Annotated in this window: 14 protein-coding genes and 1 riboswitch; of the genes, 10 read left to right on the top strand and 4 right to left on the bottom strand. The window is 51.0% G+C overall.

Annotated features, from left to right (window positions below; translation table 11 throughout):
* The first annotated feature begins 61 nt into the window (after window positions 1-61).
* A complete protein-coding gene (aceK, locus tag AB3G37_RS22675; protein WP_369789160.1) occupies window positions 62-1831 on the top strand; it encodes a bifunctional isocitrate dehydrogenase kinase/phosphatase in 1770 nt (589 codons plus the stop codon).
* Here aceK and iclR read toward each other — a convergent pair.
* Entirely contained in the window at window positions 1828-2670 is an 843-nt protein-coding gene (iclR, locus tag AB3G37_RS22670; RefSeq protein ID WP_369789159.1) for a glyoxylate bypass operon transcriptional repressor IclR, read from the bottom strand. The genes aceK and iclR overlap by 4 nt on opposite strands.
* 296 nt (window positions 2671-2966) lie before the next feature.
* Here iclR and metH point away from each other — a divergent pair, with 296 nt between their 5' ends.
* Window positions 2967-6650: a methionine synthase gene (gene metH / locus AB3G37_RS22665; protein WP_369789158.1), complete on the top strand. Its 3684-nt coding sequence runs from the start codon at window positions 2967-2969 to the stop codon at window positions 6648-6650.
* A 176-nt stretch (window positions 6651-6826) separates the two neighbouring features.
* On the opposite strand, the gene AB3G37_RS22660 is transcribed toward metH, so the two are convergent.
* Window positions 6827-7537, bottom strand: a complete 711-nt coding sequence (locus AB3G37_RS22660; RefSeq protein ID WP_369789157.1) for a UTRA domain-containing protein — start codon at window positions 7535-7537, stop codon at window positions 6827-6829.
* A 202-nt stretch (window positions 7538-7739) separates the two neighbouring features.
* On the opposite strand from AB3G37_RS22660, the gene AB3G37_RS22655 reads away from it, so the two are divergent.
* From AB3G37_RS22655 to AB3G37_RS22625, 7 genes are all read left to right on the top strand, one after another.
* On the top strand, window positions 7740-8798 hold the full coding sequence (locus AB3G37_RS22655; protein WP_009638585.1) for an ABC transporter substrate-binding protein: 1059 nt from the start codon (window positions 7740-7742) through the stop codon (window positions 8796-8798).
* Window positions 8799-9707: 909 nt separating this feature from the next.
* Window positions 9708-10505, top strand: a complete 798-nt coding sequence (locus tag AB3G37_RS22650; protein ID WP_369789156.1) for an alkaline phosphatase family protein — start codon at window positions 9708-9710, stop codon at window positions 10503-10505.
* Window positions 10506-10533: 28 nt separating this feature from the next.
* On the top strand, window positions 10534-11373 hold the full coding sequence (locus tag AB3G37_RS22645) for an ABC transporter permease (RefSeq protein ID WP_369789155.1): 840 nt from the start codon (window positions 10534-10536) through the stop codon (window positions 11371-11373).
* Between the two features lie 38 nt (window positions 11374-11411).
* A complete protein-coding gene (locus AB3G37_RS22640; protein WP_009638588.1) occupies window positions 11412-12197 on the top strand; it encodes an ABC transporter permease in 786 nt (261 codons plus the stop codon).
* 2 nt (window positions 12198-12199) lie between these two features.
* Window positions 12200-13192 carry an ABC transporter ATP-binding protein gene (locus AB3G37_RS22635; RefSeq protein ID WP_009638589.1) on the top strand — a complete coding sequence of 331 codons (993 nt, stop codon included), beginning with the start codon at window positions 12200-12202 and terminating at the stop codon, window positions 13190-13192.
* Window positions 13189-13845: an HAD family hydrolase gene (locus AB3G37_RS22630; protein WP_369789154.1), complete on the top strand. Its 657-nt coding sequence runs from the start codon at window positions 13189-13191 to the stop codon at window positions 13843-13845. Before AB3G37_RS22635 ends, AB3G37_RS22630 begins: the two co-directional genes overlap by 4 nt.
* Before the next feature lie 15 nt (window positions 13846-13860).
* On the top strand, window positions 13861-15516 hold the full coding sequence (locus AB3G37_RS22625) for a Na/Pi cotransporter family protein (RefSeq protein ID WP_009638591.1): 1656 nt from the start codon (window positions 13861-13863) through the stop codon (window positions 15514-15516).
* A 72-nt stretch (window positions 15517-15588) separates the two neighbouring features.
* On the opposite strand, the gene panS is transcribed toward AB3G37_RS22625, so the two are convergent.
* Window positions 15589-16524, bottom strand: a complete 936-nt coding sequence (gene panS, locus AB3G37_RS22620; RefSeq protein ID WP_009638595.1) for a ketopantoate/pantoate/pantothenate transporter PanS — start codon at window positions 16522-16524, stop codon at window positions 15589-15591.
* A 116-nt stretch (window positions 16525-16640) separates the two neighbouring features.
* Entirely contained in the window at window positions 16641-18035 is a 1395-nt protein-coding gene (gene lysC / locus AB3G37_RS22615; protein WP_009638596.1) for a lysine-sensitive aspartokinase 3, read from the bottom strand.
* Window positions 18036-18143: 108 nt separating this feature from the next.
* A riboswitch (Lysine riboswitch) is annotated at window positions 18144-18334 on the bottom strand.
* Window positions 18335-18606: 272 nt separating this feature from the next.
* Here lysC and pgi point away from each other — a divergent pair.
* Window positions 18607-20256 carry a glucose-6-phosphate isomerase gene (gene pgi, locus AB3G37_RS22610; protein WP_009638597.1) on the top strand — a complete coding sequence of 550 codons (1650 nt, stop codon included), beginning with the start codon at window positions 18607-18609 and terminating at the stop codon, window positions 20254-20256.
* Window positions 20257-20416 lie beyond the last annotated feature (160 nt).

Genomic DNA, 20416 nt, shown 5'->3' with positions numbered 1-20416 from the left:
AATGGCCCGTAGCTTTATGCGGGCCTTTTTCATGCAATTTTACTGCGATCGGAGCTGAACGATGAAAACCGAACTGCTGATTGCCCAAACTATCCTGCAAGGTTTCGATGCGCAGTATGGACGCTTTTTGGAAATCACTTCCGGCGCACAGCAGCGTTTTGAGCAGGCTGACTGGCTGTCCGTGCAGCAGGCGATGAAGCAGCGCATTCATCTTTATGACCATCACGTTGGACTGGTTGTGAGTCAGCTTAAATGCATTACTGTCCCCTATTTTTATGACGCGACATTTATCGCCCGCGTTAAGCGCTGTTACAGCGAATTGTTGCCGGATTATCCTCGCGGAGAAATAGCAGAAAGCTTTTTCAACTCGGTGTATTGCCGCATCTTCAAACATCGTGAGTTAATCGAGGACCGGCTGTTTATTTTCAGCGAACAGCATCCAGATAGTGGTAAATGCCTCTCCCGTCCTTTGGCTCGAAGAATTAATCCTCGTGCTGACCTTTTGAATATGCTGCATAAATTATTGATTGAGCTGCCACTGCGCCTGACGTGGCAGGACATTCATCGCGACACACTTGCCATATCCGATGTGCTGGCTGAAAACTTTCCCGAAGACTCAATGGATCAAATTGAGTTTGAAATCGTCACCGAGCTTTTTTATCGCAACAAAGCCGCATGGATAATCGGCAAGATTCGATTACCTGGCAAGATTCATCCTTTTTTGCTGCCTATTCATCAGGATGAGCACGGAAAACTGTTCGTGGATACTTGCCTGACCGAGCATGATGATGCCAGCATTGTTTTCGGCTTTGCTCGTTCATATTTTATGGTTTATGCCCCTCATCCCGGCGCGCTGGTTGAATGGCTGCGGGAAGTTCTACCTTCAAAAACAACCGCTGAGCTTTATAGTGCGATTGGTTGTCAAAAACATGCAAAAACAGAATGTTACCGTGAGCATCTGCGCTACATGGCTTCGAGCAGCGATCCCTTTATTATTGCTCCGGGCGTGAAAGGCATGGTGATGCTGGTATTTACCCTTCCCGGCAGCGATAGGGTATTTAAGGTTATCAAAGATCGTTTTGCACCGCCAAAACAGGTGACTGAACAGCGAGTACGTGAATGCTATCAGCTAGTTAAAGAGCACGACCGTGTAGGCCGTATGGCCGATACTCAAGAGTTTGAACATTTCGTTCTGCCCAAAGATCGTATCTGTCCTGAGCTGATGGCAGAGCTACAGAAAGAAGCTGGCAACAAAATCCAGGATCTTGGTGATAGCATTGCCCTGAGCCATCTCTATATTGAACGCCGCATGACCCCGCTAAACCTCTATCTCGGCCAGGCAAATTCAAAACAGCTACACGAAGTAATCGAAGAGTATGGTAATGCAATCAAGCAATTAGCGGCGGCAAATATTTTCCCCGGCGACATGCTGTTTAAAAATTTTGGCGTCACTCGCCACGGTCGCGTGGTGTTCTATGATTACGACGAAATTTGCTACATGACCGAAATAAACTTCCGTGATTTACCCAAGGCCCTTTATCCGGAAGATGAGTTGGCAAACGGCCCATGGTACAGCGTTGCCGACAACGACGTTTTTCCAGAAGAGTTTCGCTATTTTCTCTGTAGCGACAAACGCTTGCGGCCATACTTTGATGCTCTGCACGGTGATCTTTTTTGCGCTGATTACTGGCGCGGGCTGCAACAGCGTATTCAGGCCGGGCATGTCGAAGACGTGTTTGCCTACCGTCGCAAGCAACGATTTATCCATCGAAATATGCAGCGCCACTCGTACTCAAAGGCGCTGCCGATGCAGTTGCCTATTACCGATTAGTGTTTGCCTCCGCCGTAAGCTTGCGTAACTTCTTTCGCTGCATGGATGACTAAGGCCCCAAGTTCGGTTACGCGGTCATCGGTTATCCGCGATACTGGGCCCGAAATAGAAATTGCCGCATAGGCATCGTTATGCTCGTCATAAATACAGGTCGCCACGCAGCGCAATCCCAACGCATGTTCTTCATCATCAAAGGCATAACCGCGCTTACGCGTGTCAGCCAATTCTTGCTTGAGATTGACCGGTGAGGTACGCGTCATCGGGGTATAGCTGTGCAAACCAATTTTATGCAGCATCTTTACCAGGCGGTCTTCCGGCAGAGTCGACAAAAACGCTTTACCTGCTCCTGAGGCATGCATTGGCAGCTTGCCGCCTATCGGTGCCGACATGCGCATAAGAGCGTTACACTGCACCTGATCGATGATGATCGCCTGATAGTCACCGTGATCCAGCACGGCCAGATTCACCGTTTCGCCCGATTCTTCCATTAATCGCCGCAGCATCGGATGCACCATCGCCAATAAGTTACGGCTCTGCAGGAAACTGCTGCCGACCACAAAGGCGTGAGAGCCAATTGTCCACAACCCCAAATCACCGACCTGACGAACAAAGCCCTGTTGCTGCATGGTTGTCAGCAACCGATGTGTCGTTGAATTAGGCAATCCTGCCTGCTGCGCCAAGTCAGTTAGCGCCACGCTTCCCTGAGCTTCCGCAATATATTCAAGCAGTTTTAATCCTCTAGTGAGGGATTGCACCTGACCAGTGGCAGCACTGGTGCTGGTCGACGGGCTTTTAACTTTTTTTGCGCGTTTTCCTGCCGGAGCAGAAGAGGTCACCATGATGCTTCCCTTTCAGCGTTGCCTAAGATACCGGCTTTAAAATATTATTTTGGAATTGGTTTTCGTTTTTACAGTATGGATCGCAAACAACTTTTGCGCTCATCCGATGTGTTGCAGACAGTTTGGAATAAAGCTCGAGGAATTGATGAAAAAGTCTCACGTTGTCGGCAATCCTGCCCATAGCCGAGGTATGCTAGGATGATTGCCGGATTTTAGTACAGTAAATACGTATAGAATGACCACAAAGTCAGGCCAAATTGTGTTGGTAGAAGCAGATTGCAAGTGATGAGGTGAAAGTGACAAATCGAGTAAACGCACTACATGAGCAGCTGGCAAAGCGGATCTTAGTCCTGGATGGCGGCATGGGTACCATGATCCAAAGCTATCGTCTGGAAGAAGAGCACTACCGTGGCACACGTTTTGCTGACTGGGAAAGCGATCTCAAAGGCAATAATGACCTTCTGGTACTGACTAAACCAGAAGTGATCACCGCTATTCATTATGGTTATCTTGAAGCCGGTGCCGACATACTCGAAACCAACACCTTTAATGCCACGCCAATCGCCATGGCCGACTACCATATGGAATCACTGTCAGCCGAGATAAACTACGAAGCTGCGCGTCTGGCACGTATTTGTGCTGATGAATGGACCGCACGAACTCCAGAAAAGCCGCGTTATGTCGCCGGGGTGTTAGGTCCGACCAACCGCACGGCCTCGATCTCCCCGGACGTCAATGATCCTTCGTTTCGCAATGTCTCTTTCGATCAGCTGGTGGAAGCTTACCGTGAATCGACCCGTGCATTGATTGAAGGCGGTGTTGATCTGATCATGGTGGAAACGATCTTCGACACCTTAAACGCCAAAGCTGCGACCTTTGCCGTGGAAACCGTGTTTGAAGAGATGGGCGTGCTGCTGCCTGTCATGATTTCCGGCACCATCACCGACGCCTCCGGGCGTACGCTTTCAGGGCAGACCACAGAGGCTTTTTATAACTCGCTGCGCCACGTTAAACCACTGACCTTTGGCCTTAACTGTGCTTTGGGCCCTGACGAGCTGCGACAATACGTGGCCGAGCTGTCGCGTATCTCCGAATGCTACGTCACCGCGCACCCTAATGCCGGCTTGCCCAACGCTTTTGGTGAGTACGATCTCGAAGCCAAAGAAATGGCCGAGCATATCGGTGAGTGGGCGAGATCAGGATTTCTGAATATCGTTGGCGGCTGCTGTGGCACCACGCCAGCACACATCGCGGCCATGGTTAAAGTGCTTGAAGGCGTACCACCTCGCCAACTGCCAAAAATCCCGGTGGCTTGCCGCCTTGCCGGTCTAGAACCTTTAACCATTGACGCACAGACGCTTTTCGTTAACGTCGGTGAACGCACCAACGTGACCGGCTCCGCGCGCTTCAAAAAATTAATCAAAGAAGAGAAGTATCTCGATGCACTGGCGGTTGCTCGTCAGCAGGTTGAAAGTGGCGCGCAAATTATTGATATCAACATGGACGAAGGCATGCTCGATGCCGAAGCCGCCATGGTGAAATTCCTGCATCTAATTGCCGGTGAGCCTGATATTGCCCGCGTGCCGATCATGATTGACTCTTCAAAATGGGACGTCATCGAAAAAGGCCTTAAATGCATCCAGGGCAAAGGCATCGTTAACTCGATCTCCATGAAAGAAGGGGAAGAGGCTTTCCTCAAACACGCTCGCAAAGTTCGCCGCTACGGCGCCGCGATGGTGGTGATGGCCTTCGACGAAGTAGGGCAGGCGGATACTCGTGCTCGTAAAATTGAAATCTGCCGCCGTGCTTACAAGTTATTAACCGAAGAGGTCGGATTTCCACCGGAAGATATCATTTTCGACCCGAATATCTTTGCTGTGGCGACCGGTATCGAAGAGCATAACAATTACGCCGTCGACTTTATCGAGGCCTGTGCCGACATCAAGGCCGAGTTGCCACACGCGCTGATTTCTGGTGGCGTCTCCAACGTTTCCTTCTCGTTCCGCGGTAACGACCCGGTGCGCGAAGCAATTCATGCCGTGTTCTTGTATCACGCGATTCGTAACGGCATGGATATGGGCATCGTTAACGCTGGTCAGCTGGCGATTTACGACGATTTAAGCACCGAACTACGTGACGCGGTTGAAGATGTGATTCTTAACCGGCGTGAGGACGGTACCGAGCGTTTGCTCGATTTGGCCGAGAAATATCGCGGTAGCAAAGACGATGGCGAAGCGAATAAACAACAGGCTGAATGGCGTGGTTGGGAAGTTAAAAAGCGTCTCGAATACTCATTGGTGAAAGGTATTACCGAATTTATCGAGTTGGATACCGAAGAAGCGCGTCAACTGGCAGCAAGACCTATCGAAGTGATCGAAGGGCCATTAATGGATGGCATGAACGTCGTTGGTGATTTGTTTGGTGAAGGAAAAATGTTCCTGCCGCAGGTGGTAAAATCTGCCCGCGTGATGAAGCAGGCGGTGGCGTATCTTCAGCCGTACATTGAGGCTAGCAAAGAGAAGGGTAAAACTAACGGTAAAATCTTGCTGGCAACAGTAAAAGGCGACGTTCACGACATCGGAAAAAATATCGTCGGGGTGGTTCTGCAGTGCAACAACTATGAAATCATCGACTTAGGCGTTATGGTCCCAACCGATAAAATTCTTAAAACCGCCATTGAAGAAAACGTCGATATTATCGGGCTTTCTGGACTGATCACGCCGTCTTTGGATGAAATGGTCAATGTGGCGAAAGAGATGCAGCGTCGCGGTTTCACTATTCCACTGCTGATAGGCGGTGCAACTACCTCTAAAGCCCACACTGCGGTGAAAATCGAGCAGAACTATAAAGGTTCAACCACTTACGTGCAGAATGCTTCCCGTTCTGTTGGTGTAGTTTCCGCCTTGTTGTCCGATGAGCAGCGCGATGCGTTTATCGAGAAAACACGCAAAGAGTACGATACGGTGCGTATCCAGCATGCGCGCAAGAAACCGCGTACTCCGCCGGTAAGCCTGGAAAAAGCCCGGGCCAATGCTAGCCAGCTTGATTGGGAGAGCTACACGCCACCGGTAGCCAGGCGTTTAGGCATTCATCAGGTTGAGGCCAGCATTGAAACATTGCGTCGGTACATTGACTGGACGCCATTCTTTATGACCTGGTCGTTGGCAGGAAAATATCCACGTATTCTTGAAGATGAAGTGGTCGGCGAAGAGGCCAAGCGCTTGTTCCAGGATGCCAACGACTTACTGGATAAGCTTTCACGCGACAAATCGCTTAATCCGCGCGGCGTATTTGGTTTATTCCCGGCTAATCGAGTTGATGATGATATCGAAATTTATCGCGACGAAAGCCGAGAAGAAGTGCTGGTGGTTAGCCACCATCTGCGCCAGCAAACCGAGAAAACGGATTTCGCCAATTATTGCCTGGCTGATTTCGTCGCACCGAAGTCCAGCGGCAAAGCTGATTACATGGGAGCCTTTGCCGTAACCGGTGGTTTGGAAGAGGATGCCTTGGCCGAGGCCTATGACAAGCAGCACGATGATTACAATAAAATCATGATTAAAGCGCTGTCTGACCGTTTGGCTGAAGGTTTTGCGGAATATTTGCATGAGCAGGTGCGCAAGCTTCACTGGGGCTTTGCAGCAGATGAAAACCTCAGTAATGAAGAATTAATTCGTGAAAACTATCAGGGGATACGCCCGGCACCCGGTTATCCGGCCTGCCCGGAGCACACTGAGAAAGGACAAATCTGGAAGCTGTTGGATGTCGAAACCCACACCGGTATGCAGTTGACTGAGTCATTCGCCATGTGGCCTGGTGCTGCCGTTTCTGGATGGTATTTCAGTCATCCCGAAAGTAAATACTTCGCCGTGGCGCAAATCCAGCGCGATCAGGTTGAAAACTACGCAGCGCGTAAAGGTATGCCAATAACTGAAGTTGAGCGCTGGCTGGCACCTAATCTTGGTTATGATGCTGATTAACCTGATTATGTGACTTACCCATTTTGTGAAGCGCTAAGCACTCCTTCAATTTGGTATGAGTCTGAGTAGTGCTTCAATTTGGGAGGGGCTAAATATTTTCTCGCGAACGAGAGAGGGTTAGGGAGGGGAGCTGCCATCTTGGGCTCCCCAGCAAATCCTTATCTATTTCGTATTGCTTACCCCACCTCAACATCTATCTGCAAGGCATCATAGCGCCAGTATTCCAGATCGCAGTCAATGATCCGATCCTGTTGATCGCGGTTGATTCGCGTGATCACTAACGCCGGACTTCCCGACGTAACTTTCAGTGCGTTAGAAGCTTCTGTGGGTAATCGTGTCGGCACCATATCAAAACGCACACGGCCATATTTTATCCCATAGCGAGACAAGTACAGATCGGTCAAGGATCGGGTGAGATCGTCGTTAATGATATCTGGAAAGAACTGTGGATTTAGATAATGTTCAACGTACAGCACAGCCCGGCCATCAATGTAGCGCAGTCGACGGATGCAGTAGATCTCACTTTGCGGTGGCAAATTTAACTTCTGGCACAGGCTGTCACTGCCTTTAATCTGGCTGGCGTCGATAAGCTCGGTCTGTGCGATTCGCCCCTGCTCCTTTGCCATCGCGTGGAAATGACTGCGCTGAAGCGGATTATAAAGAATACGTGGCGGCGATATAAACCAGCCGCGGCGCACTTCGCGATAGATAAGCCCCTGTGCCTCAAGCTGGCTTAGCGCCTCTCTCAGAGTAATACGGGTAGTGGAAAACTGCTCGCTCAGCGTTCTTTCCGAGGGCAAGCGTCCCTCGGCTGAATAAAGTCCGGCAGTTATTTTTTCACTCAATGTTTGGCAAATAGTTGCAACAGTGGTCTGGGATTCACTCATCAATATTCAGCCTCATTTCAGTGCATTTTTGCACCACTATGGCAATTAAAGGTTGAAGATTTGTGCACTTGTTAACAGCTATTCGCTTAAAAATGCTGCTTTATCACGCTGTCATATAATTATCACAAACGATCGTTAGATTGGCTTGGATCTTGCTGGACTAGACCAGCACTCACACACACTATCATCTGGAGCATCAGTTATGAAACAGTTGTTCGCTTCTGTGTTAACCACCGCGCTCGTTATGACAACGACTACCGCGTTTGCTGCCGAATCTCTGGCCAGTCTTGAAAAAGCCGCTAAAGCTGAAGGCACCGTGAACAGCGTTGGCATGCCTGATTCCTGGGCAAACTGGAAAGATACCTGGAATGATTTGAATACTAAATACGGCATCAAGCATAGCGATACTGACATGAGTTCGGCGCAGGAAATTGCTAAATTCCTGGCAGAAAAAAGCAACGCCAGTGCAGATATCGGTGATGTGGGGGCGGCATTTGGTCCAATAGCGGTGAAAGAGGGCGTTACTCTGCCTTATAAACCAAGTACCTGGGACCAGGTGCCTGCCTGGGCCAAAGACAAGGACGGTAACTGGGTGCTGGCTTATACTGGCACTATCGCCTTTATCATTGATAAATCTCAGGTTAAAGACGAGCCACACAGCTGGGCTGACCTGATGAAAGGCAAATATAAAGTGACTATCGGCGACGTGAGTACTGCAGCGCAGGCAGCTAATGGCGTTCTTGCGGCCACTTATGCCATGGGTGGTAACGAGAAAAACCTTAAGCCGGGTCTGGATTACTTTGCCAAGCTGGCGAAGGCAGGGCGTTTGAGCCTCACCGACCCGGTTATTGCCTCGCTGGAAAAAGGCGAAGTTCAGGTTGGCGTAGTCTGGGACTTCAACGGTCTTAACTATCGTGACCAGATTGATAAAACTCGTTTTGACGTGGTGATCCCATCAGACGGCAGTATCACTTCGGGTTATTCCACCATCATTAACAAATACGGTAAGCATCCAAACGCGGCAAAATGGGCTCGTGAATATATCTTCTCCGATGCCGGCCAAATCAATCTGGCCCGTGGTTATGCGCGTCCAATCCGTGCCGAACACTTGACGTTGCCGGATGATGTAAAAGCCAAACTGTTGCCTAACAGTGAATACGCCAACGCGCATCCGATTGCTGATCCAGAAGCCTGGAACAAGAGCGCCAAAACGCTTCCAAGGCTTTGGCAAGAGCAAGTCATGATCAATCTCCAACAATAAATCCTCGTTATCTTTCGTGCCTCAGGCGCGTTGGCAGCGCGGGCTTACCCCAGTCACTTACTTGTGTAAGCTCCCGGGGATTCGCCTGCTTGCCGCCTTCCCGAGACGCGAAATCTTTAGAGGATTGATTTTAATCGTTATCTTTCGTGCCTCAGGCGCGTTGGCAGCGCGGGCTTACCCCAGTCACTTACTTGTGTAAGCTCCCGGGGATTCGCCTGCTTGCCGCCTTCCCGAGACGCGAAATCTTTAGAGGATTGATTTTAATCGTTATCTTTCGTGCCTCAGGCGCGTTGGCAGCGCGGGCTTACCCCAGTCGCTTACTTGTGTAGGCTCCCGGGGATTACGCCTGCTTGCCGCCTTCCCGAGACGCGAAATCTTTAGAGGATTGATTTTAATCGTTATCTTTCGTGCCTCAGGCGCGTTGGCAGCGCGGGCTTACCCCAGTCGCTTACTTGTGTAGGCTCCCGGGGATTCGCCTGCTTGCCGCCTTCCCGAGACGCGAAATCTTTAGAGGATTGATTTTAATCGTTATCTTTCGTGCCTCAGGCGCGTTGGCAGCGCGGGCTTACCCCAGTCATTGACTTGTGTAAGCTCCCGGGGATTCGCCTGCTTGCCGCCTTCCCGAGACGCGAAATCTTTAGAGGATTGATTTTAATCGTTATCTTTCGTGCCTCAGGCGCGTTGGCAGCGCGGGCTTACCCCAGTCATTGACTTGTATAAGCTCCCGGGGATTCGCCTGCTTGCCGCCTTCCCGAGACGCGAAATCTTTAGAGGATTATTTTCTCTCCTTTGTAAAAAGAATGAGGGATCTTTCATCGGTAAAAGAAATGAATCGTTCGTTCATCGATGAAAAATTTAAAGCTCTTTCCATGCATTGAATTTCATAAACTTTTATCAGGGTATTACGTAATGAAGAGCATTCTGGTGGTACTGGACGGCCTGAATTATCAGGTTGCCCGCGAAGCAATGGGATATTTACAGGCACAGTGCGCTGCGGGACGCGGGCGCTTGTATCAACTGGAATGCGAACTACCGTCACTGTCACGCCCGCTGTATGAATGCATTCTTACCGGCGTGACGCCCGTGCTGAGCGGTATCGTACATAATCATGTAGACCGCTTATCGACTGGGCGCAGTATTTTCCATTATGCCCGCGACGCCGGTTTAACCACTGCGGCGGCGGCCTACCATTGGGTTAGTGAGCTTTATAACCGCACGCCGTTTACTCCGGCGCGCGATCGCCATACCGACGATAAGAGTCTGGCGATTCAGCACGGTCATTTCTATTACGACGATACCTATCCCGATTCACATCTGTTTGATGACGCCGAAAGCCTGCGTTTAAAACATGATCCAGACTTTTTGCTAATTCATCCGATGAATATTGACGATACGGGCCATAAGTTTGGTCTCGATTCGATGCAGTATCGCAACAAGGCGCGCGTCGCTGACGGTATTTTGTCGCACTATCTCGGCACCTGGCTCGAAGCTGGATATCAGGTAATCGTCACCGCCGATCACGGTATGAACAACGATCGCAGCCACGGCGGGATTCTGCCAGAAGAGCGTCAGGTCCCGATGTTTGTGTTTGGTAACGCCTTCAGTTTTAAAGACGCCGCGCCGCTGCAAACTGAACTCTGTGGCACCGTTTGTGAGTTGCTTAATGTCAGCCATGACAAGCCACACTGCGCGGATTTACTGGCCTGATTCAGGTCGAGAAGATGGGGAATAAGGGATGAAAGCTAAGTGGCTTGCTCTGCTTTTTGTGCTGCCTTTCGCGGTGTTCTTCATCGCTTTTCAGCTTGCGCCGCTGGTCTGGGTCGCTGTAAGCAGTTTTTATAGCGATACCTATGAAGCCTGGGGATTCGGTAATTACAGCGATATTCTGACCTCGCCGTTCTATCTACAAGCGATGAAGTTCTCACTGGATATCTCTGTCTGGTCAAGTATTTATGGTCTGCTGATCGCATTGGTTGGTAGTTACTCACTTCGCCAGCTGGGCCCGACCAAGCTGCATGATTTTGTGATGTCATTTACCAATATGACCAGCAATTTTGCTGGGGTGCCGCTGGCCTTTGCCTTTGTGATTCTGCTTGGCCTAAACGGTACCCTGACGTTAATCCTGAGAAAATATGGTCTGATGAATAGCTTCAATCTGTACTCCAGAGATGGCTTGATCGTGCTTTATACCTATTTTCAGATCCCATTGGGCGTTCTGCTGCTTTACCCGGCGTTTGACGGGCTGCGAGAAGACTGGAAAGAGTCGGCGGCGCTGCTCGGCGCAGGCAAATGGCGCTTTTGGCGCTACATCGGATTACCGGTGTTGGCCCCGGCTTTAATGGGCACCTTTGTTATCTTGCTGGCTAACGCGCTGGGGGCTTATGCCACAGTCTACGCTTTGACCACTGGCAACTTTAACGTCGTGCCTGTGCGAATCGCCGCGCTGGTCTCGGGCGATATTTCCCTCGATCCGAACATGGGTAGCGCGCTGGCGATATTGCTGGTGCTGTTAATGGCGGTCATCACGCTGGTGCATCAATGGCTGTTGCGCAGGAGCTATGTCAATGTTCGCTAAGGCTAATTTTTTGACTATCACTGGCCTGGAGGAAAAATATGTCGCGCGCTGAAAGTATTTATCACCGCCTGATTGTCTGGGTGCTGTTTATTGTTCTGATGTTACCGCTAGCCGCAACGCTGATTTATGCGCTGGTGGAGGACTGGGGAGCAACCATTCTGCCGAGCGGCTTCACCATGAAATGGCTTGTCTCGCTATGGAGCGATCCGCGTTTTCTGGTGGCATTGGGGCATTCACTGTTGATCTGTCTGGGTACGCTGGTGTTCTCGCTGGTGCTGATCCTGCCACTTATGTTTGTGATTGCTTACTATTTCCCAAGGCTAGATGCACTGATGAACGTGCTGATCCTGTTGCCGTTTGCTGTACCGCCGGTGGTCTCTTCGGTGGGCCTGATGCAGCTCTACTCTGCGCCACCGTTTGAACTGACCGGCACGCCCTGGATTTTGATTGGCTGTTATTTCACTATCGCGCTGCCGTTTATCTATCGGGCCATATCCAACAATATTCAGGCCATTAATATGCGTGACCTAATGGACGCCGCCCATTTGCTCGGTGCCAGCACCTGGAAAGCCGCATTGCTGGTGATTTTGCCAAATTTGCGCAAGGGCGCGACTATCGCGGTACTACTTTCGTTCTCGTTTTTAATTGGTGAGTTTGTGTTCGCTAACCTGCTGGTCGGCAGCCGCTATGAAACATTGCAGGTCTATCTCTACAATATGCGCAATGGCAGTGGCCATTTCACCAGCGCATTGGTTATCTCCTATTTCGTGGTTGTCCTGGCATTTACCTGGGTGGCTAACGCAATGAATAAAGGGAAGCGCTAATCATGTCCTATTTGCAAGTCACCCAACTCAACAAACATTACGGTCAGACGCAGATTTTCAATAATATTGATTTTAGCGCCAAAGAGGGCGAGTTCGTTACGCTGCTTGGCCCGAGCGGCTGCGGAAAGTCTACGCTGCTGCGCTGTCTCGCGGGGCTGACTTCGGTCGACAGCGGGCAAATTTTGATTCAGGGTCAGGACATTGTTCCACTTACGCCGCAAAAACGCGGGATTGGCATGGTGTTTCAGAGCTACGCGCTGTTTCCCAACATGACGGTTGAGGGGAACGTAGCTTTTGGCCTGAAAATGCAACGCATTTCTGCCAGTGAAACGACCCGCCGCGTGGCTGAAGTGTTAGCGCTGGTTGAGCTAAACGAGTTTGCCCGCCGCTATCCGCATCAGCTTTCCGGTGGGCAGTGTCAGCGTGTGGCGCTGGCCCGTTCGTTGGTCACACAGCCGCGCCTGCTGTTACTCGATGAGCCTTTATCAGCCCTCGACGCCCGTATTCGTAAACATTTACGCGAACAAATCCGCCGTATTCAACGCGAAATGAACCTAACCGCCATCTTCGTTACTCACGATCAGGAAGAGGCGCTGACCATGTCGGATCGTATTGTTTTAATGAATAAAGGACAAATCGTACAGAATGGCGACGCCGAAACATTGTATACTGCACCGGTCAATGCTTTCGCAGCCGGTTTTATTGGCAGCTATAACCTGCTGACAGCCGAACAGGCACATACCTTGACCGGGCAAAGTTATCCCTCCCAGGTCGCCATCAGACCGGAGTCGATTGCGCTTTGTGCGCCAAATCAGGGAATTCCCGCCCGTATCCTGAATCACAGCCTGCTTGGTAACGTCGTTCGTTATCGTGTTATGGCTCACAATGTCGAGTTATCGGTGGATGTTTTAAACCGCTCCGTTGAGTCTCTGTATGCCGATGGCACAGATATTGGTCTACAGTTAGATCTTGATACCTTGAGAGAAGTTGCATGAATCTGGCGCTATTTGATCTTGATGAAACTCTGATCCATGGTGATTGTTCCAGCCTGTGGTCAGCTTTTATGGTCAAGCAGGGCTGGGTTAGCGATCCTGACGATTTCCTGCAACAAGACGCCGAAATGATGCGCCTGTATGCCGTGGGTCAAATGGACATGACGGAATACATGAACTGGACGCTAACTCCGCTTAAAGGTCGCAGCGAAGATGATGTGGCCGCGATGGTTGAGCGGTTTGTTGAGGAAGTGATTGCCGGAAGGATTTACGCCGATGCGCGAAAATGCCTGGCCGAGCATCAGGCGAAAGGCGATCGAACGATTGTAATTTCTGCTTCTGGTGAACATCTGGTTGCTCCAATTGCTAAATATCTGGGAATTGACGAAACGCTGGCTATCGGTGTCGAGACTCGTGAAGGTCTTTTTACCGGCTTTACTCAAGGCGTGCTGACCTTTCGTGAAGGAAAGGTGACGCGGCTGATGGCCCTTCTCGAACAGGACGATAGCCTGCTTGCCAATGCCAGTTTTTATTCGGACTCGCACAACGATTTGCCGCTGCTGGCTAAAGTGGGCAAACCCTGTGCCATTAATCCGGATGCCATCCTGCTCCAACACGCCAGGCAGGCAGGATGGTCTATACACGCCTGGCGCTAAAGGAGTTCTTGTTTAGTGTTAACTCTTCTTCATTTGCTTTCAGCGGTTTCATTACTCGTATGGGGTACGCACATTGTGCGTACAGGGATCATGCGCGTGTTTGGTGCCAATTTGCGCCGCGTCCTCAGTGGTAGTGTAGAAAAAAAACCGCTGGCGTTTGTTTCAGGTATCGGCGTGACCGCGCTGGTACAAAGCAGCAACGCCACTGCATTACTGGTCACTTCCTTTGTGGCTCAGGGACTGGTGGCACTTTCGCCGGCGCTGGTGATTATTCTCGGTGCAGACGTCGGGACAGCGCTGATGGCGCGTGTGCTGACCTTCGATCTTTCCTGGCTTTCCCCGCTGCTGATTTTCGTCGGTGTGTCGTTCTTCCTGAGTCGGAAACAAACGCGCGCCGGTCAAATGGGCCGTGTAGGGATCGGTCTTGGGCTAATCTTGCTGGCGCTGGAGCTGATTGTGGCTGCCGCGACGCCAATTACTCAGGCATCCGGGGTCAAAGTACTGTTCTCGTCGTTGACCGGCGATACGATTCTTGATGCGCTGACCGGAGCAGTTTTTGCCATCATCAGTTACTCAAGCCTTGCCGCGGTGCTGCTGACCGCCACGCTGGCCGCAACCGGTGTTATCTCGCTAAAAGTTTCACTCTGTCTGGTTATCGGAGCCAATCTCGGTAGCGGTATTCTGGCAATGATCAATGCCAGTAAACAAAATGCCGCCGGACGCCGGGTGGCGTTAGGTAGTTTGCTGTTCAAGCTGATCGGCTGTGTCATTGTGTTGCCGTTTATCGGGCCGCTCACCGGGCTACTGGCGAAAATCGGCATTCCCGACGAAGAACTGGTGATCTATTTCCACGTATTTTACAACCTGATCCGCTGTCTGGCGCTGGTGCCAACGGCCGGAATGATGGCCAGAATCTGTGAGCTGTGGATTGCCGATGTGCCCGAGGATGACCCGCGTCTTCGTCCGCGTCACCTGGACGTCAGCGCCATCGATACTCCTTCACTGGCCCTTGCCAATGCGGCGCGTGAAACTTTGCGAATGGGCGATGTGGTTGAACATATGCTTATTCTTCAGCATGAAGTCATGCATGGAAAAATCACTAATGATCGCGAGGTTCGCCGGCTTGATGACGACGTAGACGTGCTATACACCGCCATCAAACTGTATTTGGCTCAGATTCACAAAGAAGATTTAGGCGAGGATGATTCCCGTCGCTGGGCCGAAATTATCGAGATGGCGCTAAACCTGGAGCAGGCTGGAGATATCATCGAGCGTATGACTGGCGATATTGCCGCTAAATCGCACGACGCCCGCCGCGCATTCTCTGCGGAAGGTCTATCGGAGCTTGATAGCCTGCATGAGAAGCTGGTGGATAACCTACGTCTGAGTCTCTCTGTTTTCCTGTCCAGCGATATGACCAGCGCTAAGCGTTTACGCCGCTCAAAGCACCGTTTCCGCCTGCTCGACCGCCGATATGCCCATGCCCACGTTGATAGGCTGCATCAGCATAACGTTCAAAGTATTGAAACCAGCTCGCTGCACCTTGGCCTGCTTGGTGACATGAAACGCCTCAACTCGTTGTTCTGCGCGGTGGCCTATAACGTGCTCGATAAAGACGAGAAAGAAGATGAACGCGAAGATCTCGACGATCTACCTGGGCTGGCAAAATAAGCTTCTGGCCGCGTAAAAACAAAAAGGGTCACGATATTCTCGTGACCCTTTTTTCATTGCTCTAACGCGAGATTATTTATGCGCGTTCTTTTCATCATTTTTCACCGGACGACCCGACCAGTAACCAGCAAGCAGGGAGCCTGAAAGGTTGTGCCACACGGAGAATATTGCACCCGGCAATGCGGCCAAAGGGGAGAAGTACAGTTTGCCCAGAGTCGCGGCCAAGCCGGAGTTCTGCATTCCGACTTCAAGCGCGATGGTGCGACAGGTCGTTTCATCGAAGCCAAACAACTTGCCACCCCAATAGCCGCTGAGCAGGCCGATGGCGTTGTGCATGATAACCGCGATGACCACTACCAGACCCACGGAACCAATCAGACTTTGGCTTCCGGCAATCACCGCGCTGATGATGGCCAGAATGCACACCATGGAAAATAGCGGCAGAACAGGCTCGATACGTTTGACGACTTTGGTAAACAGGTGATGAACAATCAGGCCGGCCAGGATCGGCACCACAACAATCTGCAGGATACTGAGCAGCATGCCTTCCACGTCGACCTTGATATGAGTGTCAACATACAAGCGAGTCAGCAACGGCGTGGCGAATACGCCAACCAACGTTGAAACAGAAGAGATAGTCACGGACAGCGCCACGTCGCCTTTGGCTAGATAAATCATCACGTTGGATGCAGTTCCGCTGGCCACGCTGCCAACCAGAATCATCCCGGCAGCCAGATCGTCAGGCATGTGGAACAGTTTGGCCAATAACCACGCGGCTAGCGGCATCACCAGGTAATGCAAGAACGTGGCAGCCGCGACTGGCGCAGGGCGGGAAAGTACGCGTTTGAAATCGCCAAATTCCAGTGTTACGCCCATCGCAAACATAATCAGCATCAGCAGGGTGCTGACGTGTGGGCCGATAGGAGTGAATGTCGTCGGTGTATAATAGGCGGCAACCGCCAGTAAAACTGCCCATAATGGAAACAGGCGTGTGATTTTAGCTAACATGCAGGGAAACCCTCTGTATTTTATCGTTTTATTATGGATGTTGTGTTTTTTTAGTTAAAAAAAACCGGGTCTTTCGACCCGGCTTATTCACACTACTCGCTGGAATCGTAAATCGATTAGTCCTGCTCGAATAGGTTGTGATGTAGTTTCTGAACCACTTGATTGGCGTCATCGCCGGGAACCAGGAAGCACAGGTTATAGCTGCTTGCGCCGTAACAAATCATCCGAATGTTAAACGGGTCCAGAACGCCAAAGACTTCTTTACCGACGCCACAGGCCTGTGAAAGCTTGTTGCCGATAATAGCGATCAGCGCAAGATTCTCTTCAACCTCGACGCGACAGAGTGAGGAAAGCTCGGTCAGCAGAGAGGTGGTCAACAGGCTATCGCCTGAAGATGTGGAACCGGTGGTATCTAAAGTTAACGCAACACTGACTTCTGAAGTTGTGATCAAGTCCACGGAAATATTGTGGCGAGCCAAAATGTTAAACAATTCAGCCAGAAAACCCTGTGAATGCAGCATGCTCAGGCTATGCAAGGTCAGCAGCGTTTGCTTGCGACGCAGAGCCAGCGCGCGGAACAGTGGCGGGTTCTCGGTGGTATCACAAACCAGCGTACCGCCAGCTGACGGGTCTTTGCTTGAACCGACGAATACCGGAATGCCGCGGCGAACCGCTGGCAGCAGAGTCGCAGGATGCAGCACTTTAGCGCCGAAGGTGGCCATTTCAGCAGCTTCTTCAAAGGCAATGCGATCAATGCGTTTTGCACCCGGCACCAGACGCGGATCTGTGGTGTAAATTCCTGGTACGTCGGTCCAGATATCGACACGAGAAGCGTGCAACGCTTCACCCAGCAGAGCCGCAGTGTAATCGCTGCCGCCGCGGCCCAGAGTTGTTGTGCGCCCCTTCGGCTCGGCACCGATAAAGCCCTGAGTAATAATCAGCGCTTCTTGCAGGCGAGGGAGAAGTTGTTGCGTTGCCAGTTCCAGCAGAACCTGCGTGTCTGGTTCGGCGCGTCCAAACCGGTCATTGGTGCGCATGATTTTACGCACGTCGAACCATTCGGCAGAAACATTTCTCTGGCGCAGAATTTCAACAAACAGCAGGGTGGACATCATCTCACCGTGGCTGACCAGCTCGTCGGTCAGTGCGGTTGAGGTCGCCAGGCTTGCCGCCTCGGAAAGCATGCTGATATTTTCCAGCATACGTTCGATTTCTTCGTGGATTACCGCAGGCTGATCCAGACAATCGATAATAGCGTGTTGAATGCGGCGAATTTCGCTCAGCAAGAATACGCGACGATCGTTGTCTACGCCTTCGGCCAGCTCAACCAGCAGGTTAGTCACCCCGGCAGAAGCGGATAAGACCACGACGCGGACGTCTGGATTGGATAGCACCACATCGGCGCTGCGGTTCATGGCTTCGAAGTCCGCCACGCTAGTACCACCAAATTTGGCGATGACCGTGTTGCTCAGTGGCGACAAGTCTGCGTTGCGGGGTGCTGCTTGATTCATTTGAAACCTCGTGTCAGGGTCGCCCTTCTTAAGACGGCCTTTTTAATTGCATATTCCTTGGCACAAGGGTAGAGCGGGAAACGGGAGCAGGCGTAGAAATGCTACGATACACCCAGAAGCGCCCCACCATGCCAATAGCTCTTTGAGCTATAGCGGTGACAACCCAGGGGATTCAGCCCCTGTAGTCGATCTTTTCCCAACCGTTGGGTGTCTGACCTCGGCGTCGCACCCCATAATGCACCTTCGCAGGATACGGTTCCTCCGATACATTGCCTGGGCGACGCGCCTCTTCTGGCCCATACGCGCGGACGCGTATAAGTTAGGCGCTTAGAAATAACGGGTTCTGTGTCATCTGTCAACGATCAGAAGCCATCTCTCTCACATTTTGCAGCATTGTCATCTATTATTCATTGCGGTATTTGACTATTAGGCTTCAAAGCCAACTGTTACTGCCTATTGCAAGAAACGCAATAAATGCATCTCATCTATTAAAATACCAGATACAATCAAGGCAGTTGCGCTAAAAAATAGTCAAGATGTCACCTTACATTCTCAGCCTAAGAGCATTGCTATGAAAAATATCAATCCAACTAAAACCGCTGCCTGGCAATCCCTGCAGCAGCATTTCGATAAAGTTAAAGATGTAACGATTAGTCAACTGTTTGCAGAAGATAGCGACCGTTTCTCCAAGTTTTCAGCCACCTTTGAAGATCAAATCCTGGTGGACTTCTCCAAGAATCGCATCTCTGAAGAAACCCTGAGCAAACTACAGGCGCTCGCCAAAGAAACCGAGCTGCAAGAAGCTATCAAGTCGATGTTCTCGGGCGAAAAAATCAACCGCACCGAAGACCGCGCTGTATTGCACGTTGCACTGCGTAACCGCAGCAACACGCCAATCGTGGTTGATGGCAAAGACGTCATGCCAGAAGTCAATGCGGTACTGGCAAAAATTAAAGGCTTCACCGAGCGCGTGATCGGCGGAAGCTGGAAAGGTTACACCGGCAAGCCAATCACTGATGTCGTCAACATTGGTATCGGCGGCTCCGACCTTGGCCCGTTCATGGTGACCGAGGCGCTGCGTCCTTACAAAAACCATCTGAACATGCATTTCGTTTCCAACGTTGACGGCACCCACATTGCCGAAACGTTGAAACCGCTGGACCCTGAAACCACGCTGTTCCTGGTGGCGTCCAAGACCTTCACTACTCAAGAAACCATGACCAACGCCCACAGCGCGCGCGACTGGTTCCTGAAAACAGCGGGTGATGACCAACACGTTGCCAAACACTTTGCGGCGCTGTCTACCAACGGTAAAGCCGTTTCCGAGTTTGGTATTGATACCGACAACATGTTCGAGTTCTGGGACTGGGTCGGCGGTCGTTATTCTCTGTGGTCCGCTATTGGTCTGTCGATTGCCCTGTCAGTCGGTTTCGAGAACTTCGAAAAACTGCTGAGCGGCGCACACGCGATGGACAAACACTTCGCAGAAACTCCGGCCGAGAAAAACTTGCCGGTTATTTTGGCGCTGATCGGCATCTGGTACAACGATTTCTACGGCACTGAAACTGAAGCGATTCTGCCATACGATCAATTCATGCACCGTTTCGCGGCCTATTTCCAGCAGGGGAATATGGAGTCCAACGGTAAATATGTTGACCGTAACGGTAGCCCGGTAACTTATGAAACAGGTCCAATTATCTGGGGCGAGCCGGGCACCAATGGTCAGCACGCGTTTTATCAGCTGATTCATCAGGGCACCAAAATTGTACCTGCGGACTTCATTGCTCCGGCAATCAGCCACAATCCGTTAAGCGATCACCACGCCAAACTGCTGTCTAACTTCTTCGCACAAACTGAAGCGCTGGCATTTGGTAAATCGCTGGAAGTTGTAGAGGAAGAGTTTGCGGCGCAGGGTAAAAAGCCTGAAGACGTTAAACACGTGGCACCTTTCAAAGTGTTTGAGGGCAATCGCCCGACCAACTCCATTTTGCTGCGCGAAATTACCCCGTACAGCCTGGGTGCGTTGATTGCGCTGTATGAACACAAAATCTTCACTCAGGGCGCTATCCTGAATATCTACACCTTTGACCAATGGGGCGTAGAATTAGGCAAGCAGCTGGCTAGCCGTATCCTGCCGGAGCTGGAAAGCGATGAGAAGGTTAGCGGACACGACAGTTCTACCAACGGTTTGATCAATCGCTTCAAAAACTGGCGCGGTTAAGCACGACAATCGGTAATAATGCTGCATTTGCCGAAGTAACCGTTTGAAGTAATAAGGGCTAACTGCTTGTCAGTTGGCCCTTTTTCTATACAAAAGACCCCATAATAAAAAATTGTGTAACCTTCCGAATATCTGCCTTTTCCGACCTAAACCCTGTGGT

This window comes from Rouxiella sp. WC2420 (genome assembly GCF_041200025.1).
In the GTDB taxonomy this organism is placed as follows: Bacteria; Pseudomonadota; Gammaproteobacteria; order Enterobacterales; family Enterobacteriaceae; genus Rouxiella.
This window is presented reverse-complemented; position numbering and strand designations above follow the sequence as displayed.